Origin of the sequence: Desulfobacter hydrogenophilus (assembly GCF_004319545.1) — a bacterium.
Classification (GTDB): Bacteria; Desulfobacterota; Desulfobacteria; order Desulfobacterales; family Desulfobacteraceae; genus Desulfobacter; species Desulfobacter hydrogenophilus.
Genome location: NZ_CP036313.1, coordinates 3,693,347 through 3,713,251, shown reverse-complemented (window position 1 = coordinate 3,713,251; position 19,905 = coordinate 3,693,347). Strand labels below are relative to the sequence as shown.

The 19,905-nt window shown below is 46.1% G+C and carries 16 protein-coding genes and 1 riboswitch; of the genes, 11 read left to right on the top strand and 5 right to left on the bottom strand.

The window, feature by feature from the left end:
* Positions 1 to 78: 78 nt before the first annotated feature.
* The gene (locus EYB58_RS24120; protein WP_242637404.1) at positions 79 to 342 is read right to left on the bottom strand and encodes a hypothetical protein; all 264 of its coding nucleotides are present in this window, start codon (positions 340 to 342) and stop codon (positions 79 to 81) included.
* Between EYB58_RS24120 and EYB58_RS16570 the strand changes: the two genes are divergently transcribed.
* Together EYB58_RS16570 and EYB58_RS16565 are read left to right on the top strand one after the other, a co-directional pair.
* Entirely contained in the window at positions 341 to 3,514 is a 3,174-nt protein-coding gene (locus EYB58_RS16570; RefSeq protein WP_242637403.1) for an SDR family NAD(P)-dependent oxidoreductase, read from the top strand. The genes EYB58_RS24120 and EYB58_RS16570 overlap by 2 nt on opposite strands.
* A 602-nt stretch (positions 3,515 to 4,116) precedes the next feature.
* Positions 4,117 to 4,341: a hypothetical protein gene (locus EYB58_RS16565; protein ID WP_111955943.1), complete on the top strand. Its 225-nt coding sequence runs from the start codon at positions 4,117 to 4,119 to the stop codon at positions 4,339 to 4,341.
* Between the two features lie 131 nt (positions 4,342 to 4,472).
* Here EYB58_RS16565 and EYB58_RS16560 read toward each other — a convergent pair whose 3' ends face one another.
* Positions 4,473 to 5,315 carry a hypothetical protein gene (locus tag EYB58_RS16560; RefSeq protein WP_111955945.1) on the bottom strand — a complete coding sequence of 281 codons (843 nt, stop codon included), beginning with the start codon at positions 5,313 to 5,315 and terminating at the stop codon, positions 4,473 to 4,475.
* Positions 5,316 to 5,531: 216 nt separating this feature from the next.
* Between EYB58_RS16560 and EYB58_RS16555 the strand changes: the two genes are divergently transcribed.
* From EYB58_RS16555 to EYB58_RS16515, 9 genes are all read left to right on the top strand, one after another.
* Complete coding sequence (locus EYB58_RS16555) at positions 5,532 to 5,978, top strand: MarR family winged helix-turn-helix transcriptional regulator (protein ID WP_111955947.1); 447 nt, start codon at positions 5,532 to 5,534, stop codon at positions 5,976 to 5,978.
* Between the two features lie 97 nt (positions 5,979 to 6,075).
* A complete protein-coding gene (locus EYB58_RS16550) occupies positions 6,076 to 6,291 on the top strand; it encodes a 4Fe-4S dicluster domain-containing protein (protein ID WP_111955949.1) in 216 nt (71 codons plus the stop codon).
* A gap of 2 nt (positions 6,292 to 6,293) precedes the next feature.
* Positions 6,294 to 6,920 (top strand): ferric reductase-like transmembrane domain-containing protein, encoded by a 627-nt coding sequence (locus tag EYB58_RS16545; RefSeq protein ID WP_111955951.1) that lies wholly within the window; start codon positions 6,294 to 6,296, stop codon positions 6,918 to 6,920.
* An 11-nt stretch (positions 6,921 to 6,931) separates the two neighbouring features.
* Entirely contained in the window at positions 6,932 to 8,695 is a 1,764-nt protein-coding gene (locus EYB58_RS16540) for an FAD-dependent oxidoreductase (RefSeq protein WP_111955953.1), read from the top strand.
* Between the two features lie 3 nt (positions 8,696 to 8,698).
* Entirely contained in the window at positions 8,699 to 9,889 is a 1,191-nt protein-coding gene (locus EYB58_RS16535) for a Bcr/CflA family efflux MFS transporter (protein ID WP_111955955.1), read from the top strand.
* Positions 9,890 to 10,569: 680 nt separating this feature from the next.
* Positions 10,570 to 10,673, top strand: a riboswitch (TPP riboswitch).
* Between the two features lie 73 nt (positions 10,674 to 10,746).
* Positions 10,747 to 11,454 carry a class I SAM-dependent DNA methyltransferase gene (locus tag EYB58_RS16530; protein ID WP_111955957.1) on the top strand — a complete coding sequence of 236 codons (708 nt, stop codon included), beginning with the start codon at positions 10,747 to 10,749 and terminating at the stop codon, positions 11,452 to 11,454.
* 29 nt (positions 11,455 to 11,483) lie between these two features.
* Positions 11,484 to 12,131, top strand: coding sequence for a TenA family protein (locus EYB58_RS16525; RefSeq protein ID WP_111955959.1), 648 nt, complete (start codon positions 11,484 to 11,486; stop codon positions 12,129 to 12,131).
* 342 nt (positions 12,132 to 12,473) lie between these two features.
* Positions 12,474 to 13,469 carry an NAD(P)H-quinone oxidoreductase gene (locus EYB58_RS16520; protein WP_111955961.1) on the top strand — a complete coding sequence of 332 codons (996 nt, stop codon included), beginning with the start codon at positions 12,474 to 12,476 and terminating at the stop codon, positions 13,467 to 13,469.
* Between the two features lie 852 nt (positions 13,470 to 14,321).
* A complete protein-coding gene (locus tag EYB58_RS16515) occupies positions 14,322 to 16,043 on the top strand; it encodes a methyl-accepting chemotaxis protein (RefSeq protein WP_111955965.1) in 1,722 nt (573 codons plus the stop codon).
* Positions 16,044 to 16,383: 340 nt separating this feature from the next.
* On the opposite strand, the gene EYB58_RS16510 is transcribed toward EYB58_RS16515, so the two are convergent.
* The 3 genes from EYB58_RS16510 to nadB form a co-directional block, all read right to left on the bottom strand.
* Positions 16,384 to 16,767, bottom strand: coding sequence for a response regulator (locus EYB58_RS16510; protein WP_111955967.1), 384 nt, complete (start codon positions 16,765 to 16,767; stop codon positions 16,384 to 16,386).
* A gap of 84 nt (positions 16,768 to 16,851) precedes the next feature.
* A complete protein-coding gene (locus EYB58_RS16505; protein ID WP_111955969.1) occupies positions 16,852 to 18,090 on the bottom strand; it encodes a NupC/NupG family nucleoside CNT transporter in 1,239 nt (412 codons plus the stop codon).
* 167 nt (positions 18,091 to 18,257) lie between these two features.
* Positions 18,258 to 19,874, bottom strand: a complete 1,617-nt coding sequence (gene nadB / locus EYB58_RS16500; protein ID WP_111955971.1) for an L-aspartate oxidase — start codon at positions 19,872 to 19,874, stop codon at positions 18,258 to 18,260.
* Between the last annotated feature and the right edge of the window lie 31 nt (positions 19,875 to 19,905).

Genomic DNA, 19,905 nt, shown 5'->3' with positions numbered 1-19,905 from the left:
CGAGCTCACAACCTTTCCTGCCCATCAGGTCCGTTTCTATAACGGGGCAAAAATTCACATCCCTGAAGGTAAAATCATTTACCTGACAAGAGATAGTGCAGGCATTGCCACGGCATTTAAAAAAGAGTTTAAAAAACTTAAACTTGCCGCGCAGATTATCGATGCCACCCCGGAGAATATTCCGGATCTGCCCGATGCCGCAGGGCTTGTCCTTATACCGGATGCCTTTTGTGAACCCGGGGACGACGCTTTGGCCGGCCAGTTTCTTTTAACGGCCTTCAGCATGGCATCAAAAAACGGGCCATATCTCACAGCAAGTGCCAAGGCAGGCGGCAGCTTCATGACCTGCGTCAGCTTTCTTGGCGGCGGATTTGGGTTTAAAAACTTTGAAACACAAATCAGCCCTGTGTACGGCGGCATGGCAGGTCTTGCCAAAACAGCCTCCCTTGAATGGAAGCAGGTTTTGTGCCGGGCCCTGGACCTGCCATTTGATCCCAAAGCCGTAAAAAAGAACGCCGAAGCCGCCGTTGCCATGATGATGACCCGGGGTGCCGTGGAAATGGGTCTTGACCGTGAGCACTGTTACATTCCCGAACTTGTATCCAAACCTGTTGGCAAGCCTTCAGAAATCGGCCTGAACAAATCCGATGTTGCGGTGATTTCCGGCGGTGCCAGGGGCGTTACAGCGGCGTGTGCCATTGCCCTTGCCAAGCAATGCCGGTCCAAAATAGCGCTTTGGGGCAGATCTAAACCGCCCTTTGAGGAACCTGCATGGCTTAAAGGCATGGATACACCCGCCCAAATGAAAAAAGCCATTTTTGCCAATGCCTTTGAAAAAGAAAAACCCACACCTGCCCGGGTGGAGAAGCAATATCGCCATTTTGCCTCGAACCGCGACATTAAAGCCAATCTGGAACGTATTCAAAAATGGGGTAATGAAGTTGCCTATTACTGCGTCGACATCCGGGATAAAGACCTTGTCAATGAGACCATGGAAAAGGTGACCCGGCAGTTAGGCCCTGTGACGGCCTTAATCCATGGGGCCGGTGTCCTTGAAGACAAATTGATCTGTGAAAAAACACCTGACCAATTTAAAAACGTGTTTGAAACAAAAATAAACGGTCTTTTTGCGCTTCTTTCGTCAGTGGATCAAGACAAACTCAAGTATCTGGTTATGTTCTCCTCGGTTGCGGCAAGATTTGGAAATACCGGTCAATGTGACTACGCCATGGCCAACGAAGTACTCAATAAAATCGCCCAGGCCAAACAATTAACCCGTCCCCATTGCAGGGCAATAGCCATCAATTGGGGGCCCTGGGACGGCGGCATGGTCACGGACGCCTTGAAACGGGAATTTGAAAAACGCCATATTGAGTTGATCCCCATCCAGGCAGGCGCTCAGCAGATGGTAGCAGAAATGGGCAATGCCGACGGATCCTGTGTTGAGGTCGTTGTGGGGGGCACCATCCCCTCAGACGTGCCGGAACCATCTGCTGTGATGAATAAAGTGTTGACCCAGACCTTTAGCATCCAGGACAGTTGTATCATTGAAGACCATAAAATCGACAATGCACCGGTTGTCCCCCTGGCCTTAATGGTGGATTTGCTAGCCTGCGGTGCCGAAAAAAACAATCCCGGCCTTCAATTTGCCGGCATGGAAAAGGTGCAACTGCTCAAAGGGATTGTGCCCGGTGATGGTAAAGTAAATGTTCAGGTGGACATTGGAAAGTGCGTCACCATAGATCATCAACACTTTACACCCGGTCGTATTACCTCTTCGGGAAAAAACGGATTAACAATCCAGCATGCCAGGGCCCAGGTGCTATTGGCAGATACGCTGCCCCAACCACCGGTTTTAGCAAAATCAGTTTCCATGGACCTTGACCCCTGGGAAATAAGTATGGATCAGGCCTATGAAACCATTCTTTTCCATGAAGGTGAACTCCAGTGTATTTCCGACATCTGCGGGGTATCTTCCAAGGGAATTGAGGTAATGACAACCACAGCACCAGACATCAGCGCATGGTATAAAACGCCCCACGCAAGGCAATGGGCCATGGACCCCATGGTGTTGGATGCAGCCTTCCAGGCGGCCATTTTGTGGACCTTCCATAATTGCGGACAGGCCTGCCTGCCCGCAAGCTTTGCCAATTTACGACTTTTTCACGTGTTTCCCAGACAAAGCGGACATAAGGTCCGGATATTATTTTCGGTCAACCACCAGGATCAGCACAAAATCAAAGGATATTTTACATTCCTGGATGAAAACAATACAGTCATTGCAAGCATCATGGGATTTGAAGCCGTCATGGATCCTGGGTTGCTTGATAAATTTAAATCGGCCCCCCTGTTTGACCGGGATAAAATTTTAGCCTTTGCCCAGGGAAATCCATCCGATGCATTTGGAGAGCCCTATAAAGTTTTTGATCATGAGCGTGAAATTGCAAGGCTGCCAAGACCGCCCTATTTTTTCATGGATGCGGTGACAAAAGCAGACCATCCAGCGTGGCAAACCGCACCTGGCGGATGGATAGAAACCACGTACAAGATTGATAAAGACGCCTGGTATTTCGCAGCCAACCATAGCGATGCCATGCCTTTTTGTATTCTCCTTGAAGTAGCCCTTCAACCCTGTGGATGGCTTGCTGCATATGGCGGTGCTGCCCTGACCTGCGAAGATCGCCTGCATTTCAGAAACCTTGGGGGAAAAGCCAAACTGATCAAAAATCTGACCCGGACCTCCGGGTCCGTCAAAATCCGTGTCAGAATGACCGATGTTTCCATGGCTGGTGGCATGATCATCCAAAACTTTGATATGGATGTGAAAAACAAGGGGAAATCTGTTTACACCGGCACCACTAATTTTGGATTTTTTACGTCTGATGCCTTGTCCAAACAGGTGGGAATTCGGGAACCTGAGGCGTTTTTGACCATTGAAAAAAAGAGCCAACCATCTGATATCGTACTTGAAGATCATGCGCCCCTAACCCCGGAAGATCAAAATATCGGCCCCAATACGGGGATGCCGGGAAAAGCGTTGAGAATGATAGACAAAATTACCTGCCTTGATTTCAAAGCAGGGTTGCACGGCCAGGGGCTGATCCAGGGTGAAAAACAAGTGGACCCTGATGAGTGGTTCTTTCATGCCCATTTTTATCAGGACCCGGTCTGCCCGGGGTCGTTAGGCGTAGAATCATTCCTCCAGTTGATCCGATTATTCATGATCAAAAAATTCGATCTCAACCCGGAACTATTTGCTCCTGCAGTTGCTGAAAACCATGAACATGAATGGATATACCGGGGACAGATCATCCAATCGAACGCAAACATTGTTGTCCAGGCTCACATCAGTGCGTGTACCATGGACGAAACAGGTTGCCGGGCAACGGCTGACGGTACCCTGTGCGTGGATGGAATCTGCATATATGAAATGAAAAATTTTTGTTTTTCTTTGCAGGCCTTACCCATTGAAACGAATATAAAAAAAGAAAGAAAACTATCTAACCAATCCTGACAGGTCTTAAATAACTTGCCTATTTTGCTATATCCGGGAGCACGGGCGAGACGCTCACGCTCCCAGATCAAGTTATTTCGGCCTCATTCCTAAGCGTACGATATTTTTGCGGCCAACCAGCCTAACCGGAGGCGATATTTGTAGCGGCTCGAAATAAATTTCATAAAACGAACGTTTTTTGAAACTCAATAAAAAGGTATGTCATATTTCTAAGAGAACCGAGCCTTGCTTCTGCCATTTCTCACCTTTCTGAAATAGTTATAGTCCGCTTTTATACCGGTACATTACAAAATGATTGATGGCGTGAGTTTGTGAGAGAATTTCATTCAGTCTCACACAGAATCACGACTCAATCATTTTGAGGTAATAGTTTCGCTTTCCCTCTGAATTTATGGTTTTTGCCCCTCAAATAGTGAAACTCCTCATAAACAAAAATTACCATCCATAAATGGTGATATTTTAAAGATCAATCTGCAATGAGGCAGTTGAATGTTTATATGAAAGTTCCAATAAGTGACTGAATTACTTTCATGCTTTGTTGTAGGTTGAACCTCGGTATTGATAGACCAAATCAGCCCATGGCTGTTATAAGGAGCTTCACTATGAAAAAAAGAAACATTTTTCAGAATCAAAGTCAAGAAATCCTGACCCTTTTTGAAATGGCAAAAGACAGGTCCAAGGTTATGTGCATCCCTATGGACTATGCCAAAAAAGACCATATGGTCATGTTTTGCAATGGGAATGGAAAAATTCTATTATTGTGGACCTTGGCATTACTCATTTCACTTGTGGCTATTGCCCGAATATATGACCATCTTGAAAATTAAGATTGACGCAATCACAGCTGCGTATTTGTTTTTCCTGACGGTGAACAATGCCAAAAGAAATCATCCCCACTAGAAAGTCTCAAAAACAGAAAAGGTATACCATGATTGCTGTCCCTTAAAATAGTATGCCATCAGAATGGATTCTGAACAGGAGTCCCCTCGTAAGCTGGTCCACTGACCAGGATCAGATTCAGCCGTGCCTCAAAGGCTGAGGTTGTCTCTTTCATGCCCTTGCCGCTCCCACCAGGGCCGCCGCCTCCACCCATTCTGCCGCCTCCGCCACCCATACCCGAAGGCCTGTTGTCAGAGGGCTTGTCTTTGCGGTTCTGGCCAGAGGTAAGTACCAGAGAGACCCGCCTGTCCGGGGCAAACTCCTCCAAAGAAGAGATGGCATCGAACCGGATTGCCGCCTCAATGACCATGCGGCCGGTATTTTCTGTGAGTGCGATGGTAATCCCCAACTTTTTTGCCTCTTCAAAACTCATGTCCATGGGATTTGATCCATGAGGATAGATAATTGTCAGAGTGTCGGCCATGACAAATCCGGGCATCTGGCCGGGACCGTTGTTTTTATTCATTTCCTTTTTTCGGTTTGTCCTCGGTCTTTGGGGACGTCCCTCCCCCTTGATCTGGATGGTAAAGGGGTGTTCCGGATCGTGCTCCGGGATCACTGAAAGGCTGACTCCTCCACTGATAAAACTTGCCTGCAAGGGCTGACTGCCCACCGATGCTGCCACATAGAGAGCCTGGCTGTTATTCATCGCTCGTATGGACAGCCGGTTCTCCGTATCATGGTAAAGGGGCGGGGTTTCTGGCCAGTCTGCATCATACCCGTCTGCCGTGATGACGGCCGCAGGCCACAGGCTCAGGATCGGGGCCGTATTTTTACCTGCACAGCCGACAGCAAAGAAGATGGTGCAGGCCCCAAGGCAAGCCAGTATCATCCGATAGGTAGATATTTTGTGTTTGAACATGAACTGTTTCCCTTTGTAATTAGTCTATACAGTATCTCTTATCCAAGGCCTCATATATTATTACATTGTGTGAATTCATTGTGAAAAAGATGGGCATAATTTGTGGATTTCCGGTTTTGGTTGACCGGAACTATACCCTGAAAATTTTTAGTGAAAAAAACACTTGACAGCTAGTCCACTAACGTTTAGCTTGCTAAATTTAAAGAGGAAGTAATTATGACATATGAAAATTCAAACAAACCCTTGATGCATCTTTTTATGCACATAGGAAAATTGCTGAACGACAGGTTACGAAGTACACTGGGTGAGGGCGGAATTCATTTTGGGCAGGCACGGGTTTTAGTCTCACTGATGCATCATGGTGAGTTAACACAGAGGATGATTGGCGAGGGGTTGGATATCAAACCTGCAACAGTCACAAACATGGTAAAAAAAATGGAAGTCTCCAAGCTGATTGACCGTCGGCGGGATAAAAATGACGACAGAACCATAATCGTTACGCTGACTTCAAAAGGAAAAGAGGCGGCAAAATTTGCCCTGGCCGTGATGGATCAGATTGAAGATGAAATCCGTTCAGAGCTGAGCCAAAAAGAAATTGAGACATTGCGCAATCCCCTTGAAGGCGTTCGCAACACCCTTGGTGGCTCTGATCCAGGCATATGATCTCGGGTAAATGCATGACCAATCGCATCTTTAAATTAATATAACTTATAACTTAGTTATCTAACAATTATTACACAAAGGACATAGGAGGAAATTAATGACCATAGAAACGATTCAAGGATGTATTGGTTGTGGAACATGCATAGAAACATGCCCCACCGACGTCATTCGCAAAGATCCAAAAACAAAAAAAGCATTCATTGCATATCCGGCGGACTGCCAGATATGCCATCTGTGCAGGATGTATTGTCCTGTTGATGCCATCACCATTTCACCAGAAAAAGCCATACCGGTTGTGGTTTCATGGGGGTAAAAATGAGCACATATATAAAAAGCAGATTCTTTCGACTATCCATACTGGTTTTCATGGGCATACCGGTGCTTATCTGGGCAACGGGTAATTTCCCGGAGCGTACCGTATTGAAAGAATCGCTTTCCATTATAACCATTCTGGCCTTTTGCCAGATGATCGGACAGTTTTTCTGGGCACGCACCAGCAGATCCTTCATGACCGATCTTACCATGGGCCGCGTGGTAAAATATCATAAAGTCATTGGGTATACATTTATCACCATTTTATTTTTACATCCGTTTTATCTTGTGATTCCACGCTTCTTTGAATCGGGCATTTCCCCTGTGGACGCCTTTGTTACCATCATCACCACCATGAATCAGGGGGTTGTGCTGGGTATCATTGCATGGTGCCTAATGCTGGTATTGGGCATGACTTCTTTTTTGCGGGACAAACTGCCCATGACATACAAAACCTGGCGGATTTTTCACGGCATTCTGGCAATGCTGTTTATTTCTATTGCCGCATGGCACACCATGGATCTTGGCCGGCATGCCACCCCTGCCATGTCAATTTTAATCAGCATACTGACCGCAGGCGGAATTTTGCTTCTTTTAAAAACCTATACATTTAAAAAATCAAAGAAATAACGGAGAGATAAATGACATCTTCACAAAAATCAAAAGGCGTGTCCCGCCGCAAGTTCATAACCCTTGCAGGCGGAGCAGCAGGGCTTGCGACCATGGCTGTGATTGGGTTATTTCCTGAACAGGGAGCGTGCAGCGCCAATGTCCCTGAAATTGATATCGACAAAATAAAAAATGCCGAAAACGAAACGGATGTCCTGGTTATCGGCGGCGGGATGGCAGGATTATTTGCCGCGGTCAAGGCACATGATGCAGGTTCCAAAGTAATGCTTGTCTCCAAAGGCCGTCTGGGTTCTTCAGGTCAGACGCCCTTTGCAAAAGGAATATTCTCTTTCGATCCTGATTCTGAAAAAATGAGTCTTGATGAATTTACAGACAAAGTCTCACGGTCTGCATTGGGGACCAATAATCCGGTTTATACCCGGCAAATGGCTGAGCATTCCCTGTCCCGGGTCAATGAACTCAAGGAATGGGGTTTTTTTGACTCACCTCTTTATAACAAGAGTTTTAGCAACCCGGTCGAAAAAAGAAATATCCCAGTCAAAGAAAGAATCGTAATCACCCATTTGATTAAAGAAAAAGGGCGGATTGCCGGTGCCGCCGGTTTCAGCCTGGATGAAGAAAAAGTCCATTTTTTCAAGGCCAAAAGCGTCATTTTGTGCACCGGGGCCGGCGGTTTCAAACCCAATGGATTTCCCATTTGTGATCTCACCCACGACGGCACTGTCATGGCCTATAACATTGGCGCCAAGGTAACCGGAAAGGAGTGGAACGACGGGCATCCCGGCCAGGCAGAACATCCTGCAGCCTGTTTTGACGGATGGCATGGTATGTTTGAAAGAAAACCCGGCACAACAGGGGTTGAAGTACACCATGATCTGGGTATGGACTTGAATTACAAGGCATACATGAACGGGAATCCCGTTAAGATGGGCCCTCCCGGTGCCGGTGGAGAAAAAGAACCTGAAGGCGGGCCCTACGTTCCCGATGAATTTAAACGAAACGGCCATCCAGGAGGCGAAAGAGGGCCCAAAGACGGAAAACGGCCCGGGCCTGGCGGCCCGCCCAAAGAGGGTGGAGCCCCTCCGGGAATGGGAGGAACAAGTGTGGGCGGTTCCTCAGCCGGAATGGCCATCCATAAATCCGAAGGACTGACACCCATCAATGAAAAATGTGAATCAACCATCCCAGGGCTATACGCTGCCGGTGATGCATTGGGTTCCTATATGGCCGGGGCAATCTATACCCAGATCGGCTCCTCATTGGCCGGTTCTGCGGTACAAGGTGGTGTTGCAGGAAAGGCGGCTGCTGAATATTGCCAGGGTGTCAAAATGCCGGAAATTTCAAAATCCAAAATGAATGAAGTACAGGCCCAGATACTTGCACCGTTAAAAAAAGAATCCGGTTACAGCCCCGCATGGGTGACCCAGACCTTGCAGGGCATCATGATTCCCAATTTCATCATATACATAAAAAAAGAAAGGCTCCTTAACGCGGCATTGGCCTATGTTGAAGAATTGAGAGATCATCACATACCAATGCTTAAAGCTGCCAATTTACACGAATTGCGGCTGGCGTTTGAAACCGCCAACATGATCATCAGCGCTGAAATGAAGCTCAAGGCATCCCTCATGCGCAAAGAGAGCCGCTGCAGTCACTATCGTCTGGATTACCCCCAGACAGATACCCAAAACTGGAATGCATGGATCAACATCTACAAGGGCAGTGACGGTTCAATGAAATTTGAAAAACAGCCCTTTGGCACCTGGCCCGCTTAAGTTATGAAGAAACAGTCATTTTTTGGTGACCGCAGTCTCCTTGCCATGCTGGCCCTGCTCAGTGCGTTTCCTCCCTTGTCCACAGACCTTTATCTGCCGGCCCTTCCCCGTGTGATGTCTGCGATGCAGACAACCCAAGGCCCGGTTAACCTGAGCCTGAGCCTGTTCTTGGTCTTTTTTGCCGCCGGTATCCTGATCTGGGGTCCTGTCAGCGAGAAATACGGCAGAAAACCCGTTCTTCTGACAGGCCTTGGCCTGTACTTGCTTGGCAGTATTGGATGTGCCCTCTCCCTGAACGTGATCCAGCTTATTCTGGCCAGAGTGGTTCAGGCCTTTGGCGGTGGGGCTGCAGAGGCGGTTGTCACTGCCATGGTCAAGGATATGTATACCGGCCGCCAACGGGAGTCGGTCCTGGCTGTGGTCATGGCCATGGTGGTGGCCGCCCCTGTTGTGGCCCCGGTGCTGGGCGCATGGCTCATAACCTTCATGTCCTGGAAGGCCATTTTCTGGTCTTTGACCGGTGTGGGGAGCCTTGCGCTCTGCCTTTCACTGTTCCTGGACGAGACCCTTGAACAAAGGTATGCGGGCTCCCTTTTACAATCCCTTGGCCGGCTTGCTATTGTATTGAAAAATCCGGGATTCTCAGTTCCTCTGGGAATTTTTTCCCTGGTTCCCCTGCCGTTGATGGCCTTTATCGGGGCCTCCTCATTTATATATATCGAAGGCTTTGGCATGGGTGAAAACCTGTACAGTTTATATTTCGCCTTTAACGCCCTTGGTGCACTGGCAGGCCCTTTGCTGTATATCCGGCTGTCACAACGGATTCGTCCGGGCACCGTCATTACAGGCGGATTTGGGGTTATAGTCATCTGCGGCATTATAATTGATGCGGCCGGCAGCCTTTCTCCTGTCCTGTTCGCTCTGACCATGCTCACAGCCACCATTGCCATAAATATGATGCGGCCGCCTACGGCAAGTCTGCTGTTGTCACAACAGGACAAAGACACGGGCTCTGCCGCATCTTTGATAAACTTTACAAGCATGTTCATGGGGAGCCTTGGCATGTTTCTTATTTCTCTTGTCCCTGCACACCTGATTCCAGGCATAGGCCTTATGCAGATTGTCGTGGGCGGTGTCTGCGGAAGCCTCTGGCTCCTTGTCCGGAGCAAAGCCTTTATTCGGCAGGAAGAATAACTCCGGCAAAAAAGTCAAACTAACAAGCCCGGTTCACTTAATTCAATAATCCTAATGATAAATAAAAAAACAGTTAAAAAAGCAGAAAGTTAAAAACCAACAATATATGTTCTTCTTATGGTGGCTGTAGACTTGAAAAAAGTCATGAATGATAAAAGCATTGTGAGGTCATGCCGAAGTTCTGAACAATTATCCGATCCATGAAATTCAGGAAGAGAAATGGGCAAAAAAATCGTTTGGATTACTGGAAATTTTGGAGGATAATTTTAGAAATCAAACCGTGTTGACTTTGTCTATGATTGTTGGCCGATAGGCTTTATTCAAAAGGCGTTCGATACTCTTGTTAAAGCTCAAGCCTTGGTATCTTCCATCGGCTTAACCAAACCATCGTTAACCTATAGGGAAACATTCAAATCCCGGTTTATAGCTTATCTGCGCAAAATGCTACCGGTAAAGTATTCGCATTTCCATTGTCACGGATAAAAAAGCCATAGGCAGCCTCTTTGGGGGATGATCGTCAAAAGGGTGATGTTAATCCTTGCCGATTCCGAATGAATGATCATACACTTAGAACATGTAAAACCACTGATGATCAACTGATGCAAAAGACAGCAGCTTGAGCCAACAGGATTGAAAGGGCTATTGACAATCTGCTGGTTACAGAGCATAAATACACAACAAAATTTAGCTGGGGGAGCATGCAAAAGCTGAGAAGGAAAAATTTTCCTGACCCTTGGAACCTGATGCGGGTAATACCGACGTAGGGAAGCGGATCATACCTCTTCAAGTTGTGCCTCCCTATAAAAATACATTGTCTGCACCGGGTTGATAATAACGGTTTCTTTTCGGAGGTCAGTATGGATAAAAAAAGAAGTTTTGACGAATTTGCAGAAGCATATGATGCGTGGTTTTTTGACAATATTAATCTGTTAAATTCAGAGGTGAACCTGGTCGCTTATTTTATGAAAGATGCGGGTGATACCTTTTCTGTAGGGTGCGGAAGTGGTCTTTTTGAATCAATCCTGAAAAGAGATTTTAAAATTCCCATTCAGTACGGTCTCGAACCATCAGACGGAATGGCTGAGATTGCCCGTAAACGCGGGATAATTGTTGATGTAACCACAGCGGAAGACGCCGATCTGGGCGAAGAACAATACGATACAATCCTATTCAACGGCACACCAAGCTATATCAATGACCTGCAGTCCGTGTTTCACAAAGCCTATACTGCTTTGAGAAAAGGAGGTAAAATCGTGGTTATTGATGTGCCTAAGGAAAGTTCATACGCAACCATGTATAACCTGGCAAAAAGTCTCGAAACTTGGGAACATCCTTTGTTGGAAGGAGTTCACCCAAGGGACCCGTATCCAATTGAATTTGTAAAGGTTGCCAACTGGCGTACAACTACTGAGAAAGTCGAGATGCTTAAAACAGCAGGTTTTCAAGACCTTGATTATGCACAAACGCTCACTAAACATCCGCTATATTCAAACAATATGGAAGAACAACCCATTCCGGGGTTTGACTGCGGTGATTATGTTGCCATTTGTGCCTTTAAAAAATAAAAATAGAAGAATCAGGGGTGATGAAGAATATGAAAGCGGCAGGAAAATACACCCAAAAAATGTGGGATGCGATAGCTTCTATTTATGAGGATACAATTACTCATCCCTTTGTTGTACAACTGGCGAAAGGCACGTTAGATAAAAATAATTTTGCACATTTCCTGTCGCAGGATATCCTTTATATCAAGGATGATAATCTGGCTTTGGACCTGGTCGCCGAAAAAGCGCCCAACAAATCTGAAAAGCAATTCTTTCAAATGTTAGCCAAAGATGGGCTGGACATTGAAAAAGCCCTTCATAATGAGTTCCTGAAATATTTTGATATTGAGGAAGCTGAAAAAAAGTCTCCTGCAATCGAGAAATACACCTCCTTTCTGCTCAATCACAGTGAAAATTCCGTATTTGCTCTTGCTGCTGCGGCACTTTTACCTTGTTTCTGGGTATATAACAGTGTTGGTAATCACATCTTGACCATTGCGGAAGCTGACAACGAATACCAGATGTGGATCGACACCTATCACAGTGAAGAATACGAGCACTACACGCAAAGATTTATTGATATTGTAGAACGGTTAGCATCAGAGGCAGATGAAGAGCTTTATCAGGAAATGTTGAAAGCCTTCACGCTATCAACACAATATGAACTCGATTTCTTTGAAGAAGCTATGAAAAAGTAATTGCAACAACCTTTAGCCGATTGTGATCGTCCCTGATCTCTTGACGGTCTATTCTGCGACAATTTGATCAGATGCCCTCCTTTAAAAATATTGGAATCATCCTGATGGATCAGGACAAAGACTATATACAAAATTTCCGCCCTATTAAAAGACTCGTCCAAAGCGTTGCCCTGGATAAACTCTACGACGAGTTGACCTGCTCACCTTTTTATGATTTGACCTGACACTTAAGTTAAATTATAACGTGAACGGGAGAATTTTAATCTCAGTAACTTTTACAAAAACCCTGACGATATTTAATGGACGTAAATTCAAAATCATTTACGATGGAGGAAATCAGCGATGACATCCACATTACCGGAACAGATGAAAGTGATTGAAATTATCGAACCGGGCGGTCCCGAGGCCCTTTCTGTGGGAAGCAGACCTCTGCCCCAGCTAAAACCGGAAGAGGTGCTGATCAAGGTGGCGGCCACCGGTATAAACGGGCCCGATATGGTTCAACGTAAAGGGCTTTATCCGCCGCCAAAGGGCGCATCGGACCTTCTGGGTCTGGAGATCGCAGGAACCATTGTTGCTGCCGGCAGCGATGTCAACGATTGGTCTGTGGGAGACCAAGTCTGTGCCCTGACCAACGGCGGCGGTTATGCCGAGTATTGTGCCGTTTTGGCGCCCCATTGCCTGCCAATTCCAAAAGGCTTGAGTTTGGTGGAAGCCGCGGGAATTCCCGAGACGTTCTTCACGGTTTGGAGCAATGTATTCATGGGGGCCGGACTCAAAGAAGGGGAAACCTTTCTTGTCCACGGCGGCTCCGGCGGTATCGGCTCAACGGCCATCATGCTTGCAAAAGCTTTCGGCTCAAAGGTTTATGCCACTGACAGCCCTGCAGAACGATGTGAAGCCTGTAAAAGTTTCGGCGCCGATCGGGTTATTGACTACAACACGGAAGATTTTGTTGAAATTGTTAGAAATGAAGTGAAGGGCGCCAATGTCATTCTCGATATTGTCGGAGGAGATTACATTGCACGTAATATCAAGGCGGCGGCGCCGGATGCACGCATCATTCAGATTGCATTTAACAAGGGCTCCAAAGTCGAGATCAATCTGATGCCCATCATGCTGAAACGTCTACTTTACACGGGCTCCACCTTGCGCAGCCGTACGGATGCCTCCAAATCTGAAATTGCGGCACAGCTCAGAGAAAAGGTATGGCCGCTGATTGAAGCGGGAAAAATTAAACCGGCTGTCCACAAAACATTTCCCCTGGAGCAGGCTGCAGAGGCCCATCGGCTTATGGAAAGCGCAACGCATATCGGTAAGATTATTCTCGAGATATGACCGTTTAAAGCGTATTATTGTGACGGAATATTCTGGGCCCGCAACAAACCAAGAAAGTAATTGAACAACTTATTGAGTTACACTTAAATGTTGCATTCTTTTCGGGGGCGGGCCCGTGGGGCCAAGGGTCACGGGCTTTATAGGGGCGGGGCAAAACGTGGATTGTTTCAGGGCAAGAGCCTGCTGCCGTTGAAAGGTGGACAGCGATATGTTGTGCTGCCCCCCCCTGACCAGGCGTACAAAGTTTTTTTACCCACAGGACATCCCCTTGGGGGCCATGCCCGATACGATAACAGGCCTGCCTGTTTTGGGGTCACTTTTCTGGGCACCGGCCCTGTGCACATCCATAATCCTTTGCCTCCTTTGGCCCATAACCCTGCCAAAGGAGACATATTTTCTTTTAGCAGATTTAACGCAATATGCTGAATTGCTGCAAAATTCTCCGGCCCCAATCCTTTGCGTATCCAGCTTTCATTTTCCCGGAAAGCGATAGCCAATACCCAATGAACAAAATTTTCTATCCCCCCTCCCCCCAATGCCTTCGGACCGATGATGTCAATTCAAATCTTATTAACGTATAAAGTGAGCCCAGCTTGAGTTATTCTAAGTCACTACAGATAGTTACAAACACTATAAAAATATCCCGGCAACAGCTCCGGTCATACATATAGCTAAAGTAGCCCAATTTTATTCTTGATTTAATTTCAAATTATGCAAGAATTGAGGTCAATTCTAAATCTTTTTTTCACCATTCCGACTAAAAATTGTCGTGTTTAGACAGTTGGTATTGAATTCAAAAAATTGAGAATAGACACAATTTAATTAACCAAAGAGATTTATAGGAGATTTTCTATGTTTAGGCACTTCAGTATTAAAGGAAGAATGTATTTGATTATGGTTTCCATCCTGGTTCTTTTTATTATTATGGTCTGGTTTGCCATTAACAGCAGCAATCGGGTACGGGACCTGGCTGTTGATCGAACCGGCCAGGTATTGCTTGAAGACCAGAAAGACAAAATTAAAATCGCAACGCATTCAATAGCCCTCGCAATTGGGACAAACATTGAAAAAATTCAAGATGAAACACAAAAAATAGATGCCATCCGCTTGGCTGTGGATGACATCAGGTTTGAGGCAGATAAATCCGGTTATTATTTTGTTTACCAGGAGACAACCAATATAGCGCATCCGCTCAAAAAGGAATTGCAGGGAAAAAATTTGAAGGACTTTAAAGATAAAAACAATGTTTATCTTGTCAAAGATTTGAGAAATCAGGCGAAAAACGGAGGCGGCTTTGTAAATTTTATCTTTCCAAAGCCCGGGGCTGGCGATACGCCCAAACTTGGCTATGCTGAAATGATTCCAAACACTGACTACTGGATCGGCACCGGGATTTATATCGATAATATCGAAACCACAAAGGGTGTTATCACAAAAGAAATAAATTTAAATGTAAAAACCTCCATGATTAGAATGACCATCATTTCCGGGATTATTTTTATCGGTATCGCGGCAATATGCCTTGTTATCGTATCCGGTATTGGTGCCTCTCTCGATACAATGATGGTAAATTTTGAAGATGGGGACAAGGGCGAAAGGGACTTAACCAAAAGAATCAAGATTACTTCAAAAGATGAACTGGGAACACTTGCCGGTCTGTTTAATCGGTTTATGGAAAAACTTCAAAGTATTATCCGGCAGTTGGCAACCGATAGTCAGAATATAGAAACCTCTTCAATTGAACTTGTCACTGTTGCAGAAGGCATGGCGGAGAATGCCAACAACACGTCAAACCTGGCAGGAAATGTAACCCGGGCAGCAGAAGATATGAATTCAAACCTGTCCTCTATTACAGCAGCCATGGAAGAGTCTTCCGCCAATGTATCAATGGTTGCTTCAGCCGCAGAAGAGATGAATGCCACCATCAGCCAGATTACCCATCATGTTGAAAAGGCAAAAAATATATCGGAAAATGCAGCTGCAAAGACATCTGAAGCAGAAGACAGTATTTCAGTATTAAATACAGCTGCCCAATCCATCGGCAAAGTTACAGATGCCATTACAGACATTTCAGACCAGACAAATCTTTTGGCATTGAATGCAACCATTGAGGCTGCAAGAGCAGGGGAAGCCGGTAAAGGATTTGCCGTTGTTGCAAATGAGATTAAGGAACTGGCCAATCAAACGGTTGACGCAACCAAGGATATCAGGAAGCAGATTGATAATGTCCGGAACAATACAGATGCAAGCGTGGGGTCGATAAAGGAGGTTTCCGGCGTCATCCGCGAGGTCAATGAAATCGTTACCACCATTGCCGCTGCCGTAATCCAGCAATCAGCTGCCACACAGGAGATCGTTTCCAATATCTCAAGCCTGTCCCTTAGCATCCAGCAGTCCAACGAAAATGTACACCAGAGTTCTCAGATGGCCGGAAATATCACTGTGGATATAGAAGGTGTCAATTCTGCCACTATCCAGATGAAGGAACGCAGCGAACTTGTCAAACAGAGTGCGGATAAAATGAATGGCATGGCAGAAGAATTGAAAAAAATTGTACAGATCTTTACAGTGTAACGTCTGATTTTTGTTCTGTGCGTGGAAGGGGTTTTTACCTTGTCGGGTGAACTACCCAACGCTATTTATTGTATGTATAACAGTTTGTACCTGAACAATAAGGACCACAGATTAAATAACTTGAACGAAATAACTTGCCTTTTGGCCCATCTACGTCGTTGCATCAAAGGTCCAATAGGCCTATTCAACCTTTAATGCGCCTTGTAGACGAACCAAAATTCGGCGTTATTTCTGCCCAACTTATTTAATCTGCGGTCCTAAATCAGATGGGCTCAAGTTTATGGACAACCGGTGGGCAAAAAAAGCGTGCCACCCTACCGCTTCATTGCATTAATACCATTTACTCAAATTTGTTCAACGTAAACGACAGTATTGGTTTAATTTCTTCCGGCTTGATATCTTTTTTAATATGAACGTTTACTCCTATATTTTTAAATTTCTCCAGTTTGTCCTCATTAATTTCACCTGTCATTAGTAACACAGGTATATCTTTGTAGTCTCTCTTGCCTTTCAAAATCGTTATGAACTCAAAGCCATCCATTTCAGGCATATTATAGTCTGTGATAATCAAATCGATGGGAGTACTTTCGATCAAACACAGTGCTTCTTTACCGTCTTTGGCCTCAAAGATTTTTAAATCATCGAACCCCGCTCTAAGAATTGTTCGTTTTATAGCGGATCGCATCGATTTTGAATCATCGACAACTAAAAATGAGCGGCACATAGCCTAATTCCTTTTTTGTTGGTGTAAATATTGGCTGGCGGGCTAAAAATGTATTCATAATTAAAGGAGCAGCCCGGTCAAAGACTATGAAAATATCCCGGCAACAGCTCCGGTCATACATGTAGCTAAGGTGCCCGAAACAATGGAACGAAATCCTAACGAGACTATTTCATCCCTTCTTTCCGGCACCATACTGCCCATGCCGCCGATCATAATACCCAAGCTGCCCGGATTTGCAAAACCGCACATGGCATATGAAATAATGACGCGGCTGCGTTCACTTATTTCGCCTGCCGGAATACGGGTCAAATCAAGATATGCGATAAATTCGTTAAGAATTGTTTTGGTTCCCATCAAAGCGCCGGTGGTAGGGGCTTCGGACCAGGGAATGCCCATCAACCATGTTGCAGGAGCCATGATCCAGCCTAAAATCCGCTGCAACGTGAACGGCTGTCCTTTTAACAACGGCATTAGTCCAAGTGTCATATTGACCAGGCTCACCAGGGCTACAAGAACGATAATCATGGCCACAATATTAATCAGAAGATCAATGCCGGACACCGTACCTTTAGTAACGGCATCCATCGCACTTTTATAAACGGTTGGCGTGGACAGATTACCTTCTGTAACATCTTTGGTTTCAGGGATCATTGTCTTTGAAATCAAAATCGCTGCCGGTGCACTGATAATGGATGCGGTAAGAATATGACCTAGAATATCGGGTATCACAGGCTTAAGAATCGTGGCATACAGCACCATGACAGTGCCTGCAATAGTGGCCATACCGCAAGTCATTAAGGTGAATAACTCACTGCGGGTCATGGTGGATAAATACGGCTTGACAAGCAAAGGGGCCTCCACCATGCCCACAAAAATATTGGCTGAAACCCCTATGCCTTCGGCCCCGCCGGTACCCAGTGTTTTATTGAGAATTACACTGAAAGAACGCACCACTGCAGGAATAATTTTCCAATAAAACAGCAACGCAGACAATGCGCTCATCACCAAAATTAAAGGCAACGATTGAAACGCAAGGATAAACGAAGCCCCGGGATAGGATTCCTGGAAAGGAAGTGCTCCGCCGCCAATGTATCCGAACACCATGGCCGTGCCCTGTCCGGTTGCCTTTGAAAGCGCGGTCACCAACCCGTTTAAATAAAAAAAGCCCTGGCGTATCCATACCAATTTCAGCGTCACCACGCCAAGAACAAGTTGCAAGGATATCGCTGAAATGATCAGCCTGGCAGAGAGCTCTTTTTTATTTTCGCTTAAGAGAACAGCAATACCTAAAAAAACAAACAGTCCCAGAATACTTTGAAACATATTAGCTCCTTGGCAGCAGATGTAAGAACTTGTACCAATATGATATCAGCCATTACCAAAGATATTACAAATTTTTCTTTCAAGATAAATATGATGGCCGGACTGTTTCGCAGAGAATATCAAGGCTTCCGGCGATAGCGCCGAAAGCCTTGTAGACAGACTCTTTTTTAAAAAGTTTTCCGGATCAGGGTCGACGTTAGGCAATTGGCATCATCCTTTTCCGGATACCACAAATTGTAGTGCAGCCCGCGGCTCTCCTTGCGCATTAATGCAGACTTAATGATCAGTTCCGCCACAGTGGCAAGGTTACGCAGCTCAATGAGATCTGCCGTAATTTTAAAATCCCAATAGTACTCTTCAATCTCATGCTGGATCATTTCAATACGGCGCAGGGCACGATGAAGGCGCTTGTCCGAGCGGACAATGCCCACATAATTCCACATCATACGCCGAATCTCATCCCAGTTGTGGGTCACCATAATGGCTTCATCCCCGTCCAGGGTGTCGGTCTCATCCCAGGGGGCCAGCTCAACAGTAGGCTTTTTGGCAACTTGTTCAAACTCTTTCAATGAGGACTGTGCGGCATTATGGGCATAGACCAGGGCTTCAAGGAGCGAATTGGAAGCCAGTCGGTTGGCCCCGTGAAGGCCGGTGCATGCGGTTTCACCCACGGCATAAAGACACTGGATGTCGGAGCGCCCGTTAAGATCCGTGGCCACGCCCCCACACATATAATGGGCTGCCGGTACCACCGGAATGGGTTCTTTGGTGATATCAATGCCATACTCCAAGCATTTGGCATAAATATTAGGGAACCGTTTCCGGATAAAATCCGCATCCTTGTGGGTGATATCCAAAAACACGGAATCCGCACCGGTCTTTTTCAATTCATTGTCAATGGCCCGGGCCACAACGTCCCGGCAGGCAAGTTCAAGGTCCGGTGAATATTTTCCCATAAACCGGTCACCCTTTTCATCAATCAGATAAGCGCCTTCCCCTCTAACTGCCTCGGAGATCAAAAAATTCTTGGCTTCGGGGTGGAACAGACAGGTGGGATGGAACTGAACAAACTCCATATTTGCCACGGTGGCCCCGGCCCGGTATGCCATGGCAATACCGTCCCCTGTGGCAATGTCAGGATTTGAGGTATACAGATAAACCTTTGAACCGCCACCTGTGGCAAGCAGAGTCACTTTCGACGCAACGGTTTGAACCTTGCCCGTGTCATTATCTAGGACATAGGCACCGCAGCAGATGTTTTCATGCTGGGTTCTGACAAGACCGCTGCGCATACTTGTAGAATAGGTAATCAGGTTAACGGCAACATGGTTTTCCAGGATGGTTATATTTTTATGATTTTCAACATTTGATACCAGGACATCTTCAATTTCCCTGCCGGTCAGATCCCGGGCATGGACGATTCTGTTTTGGGAATGTCCGCCCTCCCGCCCCAAAGAAAAGTCATATTTTCCCTTTCCCTCCAGATTGAAACGGGCTCCTAAATCCACTAGTTCCCGAATCCTTTCCGGGCCTTTTTCCACCACCATGCGCACCACATCTTCGGCACAAAGTCCGTCCCCTGACGCCAGGGTATCTGCCACATGCTCTTCAAAGGTGTCTGTCTTGCTGATGACGCAGGCAACACCACCCTGGGCAAGTGCCGTATTGGTTTTGTAAATTTTTTTCTTGGTGATAATCGTCACCCGGCCAAACTGTGCAACCTTCAAGGCATAGCTTAAACCGGCAACACCGCTGCCAATGACCAGAAAATCGGTTTCAATCATTTCTCAATACTTTATGTGTTAAATAGTGTGT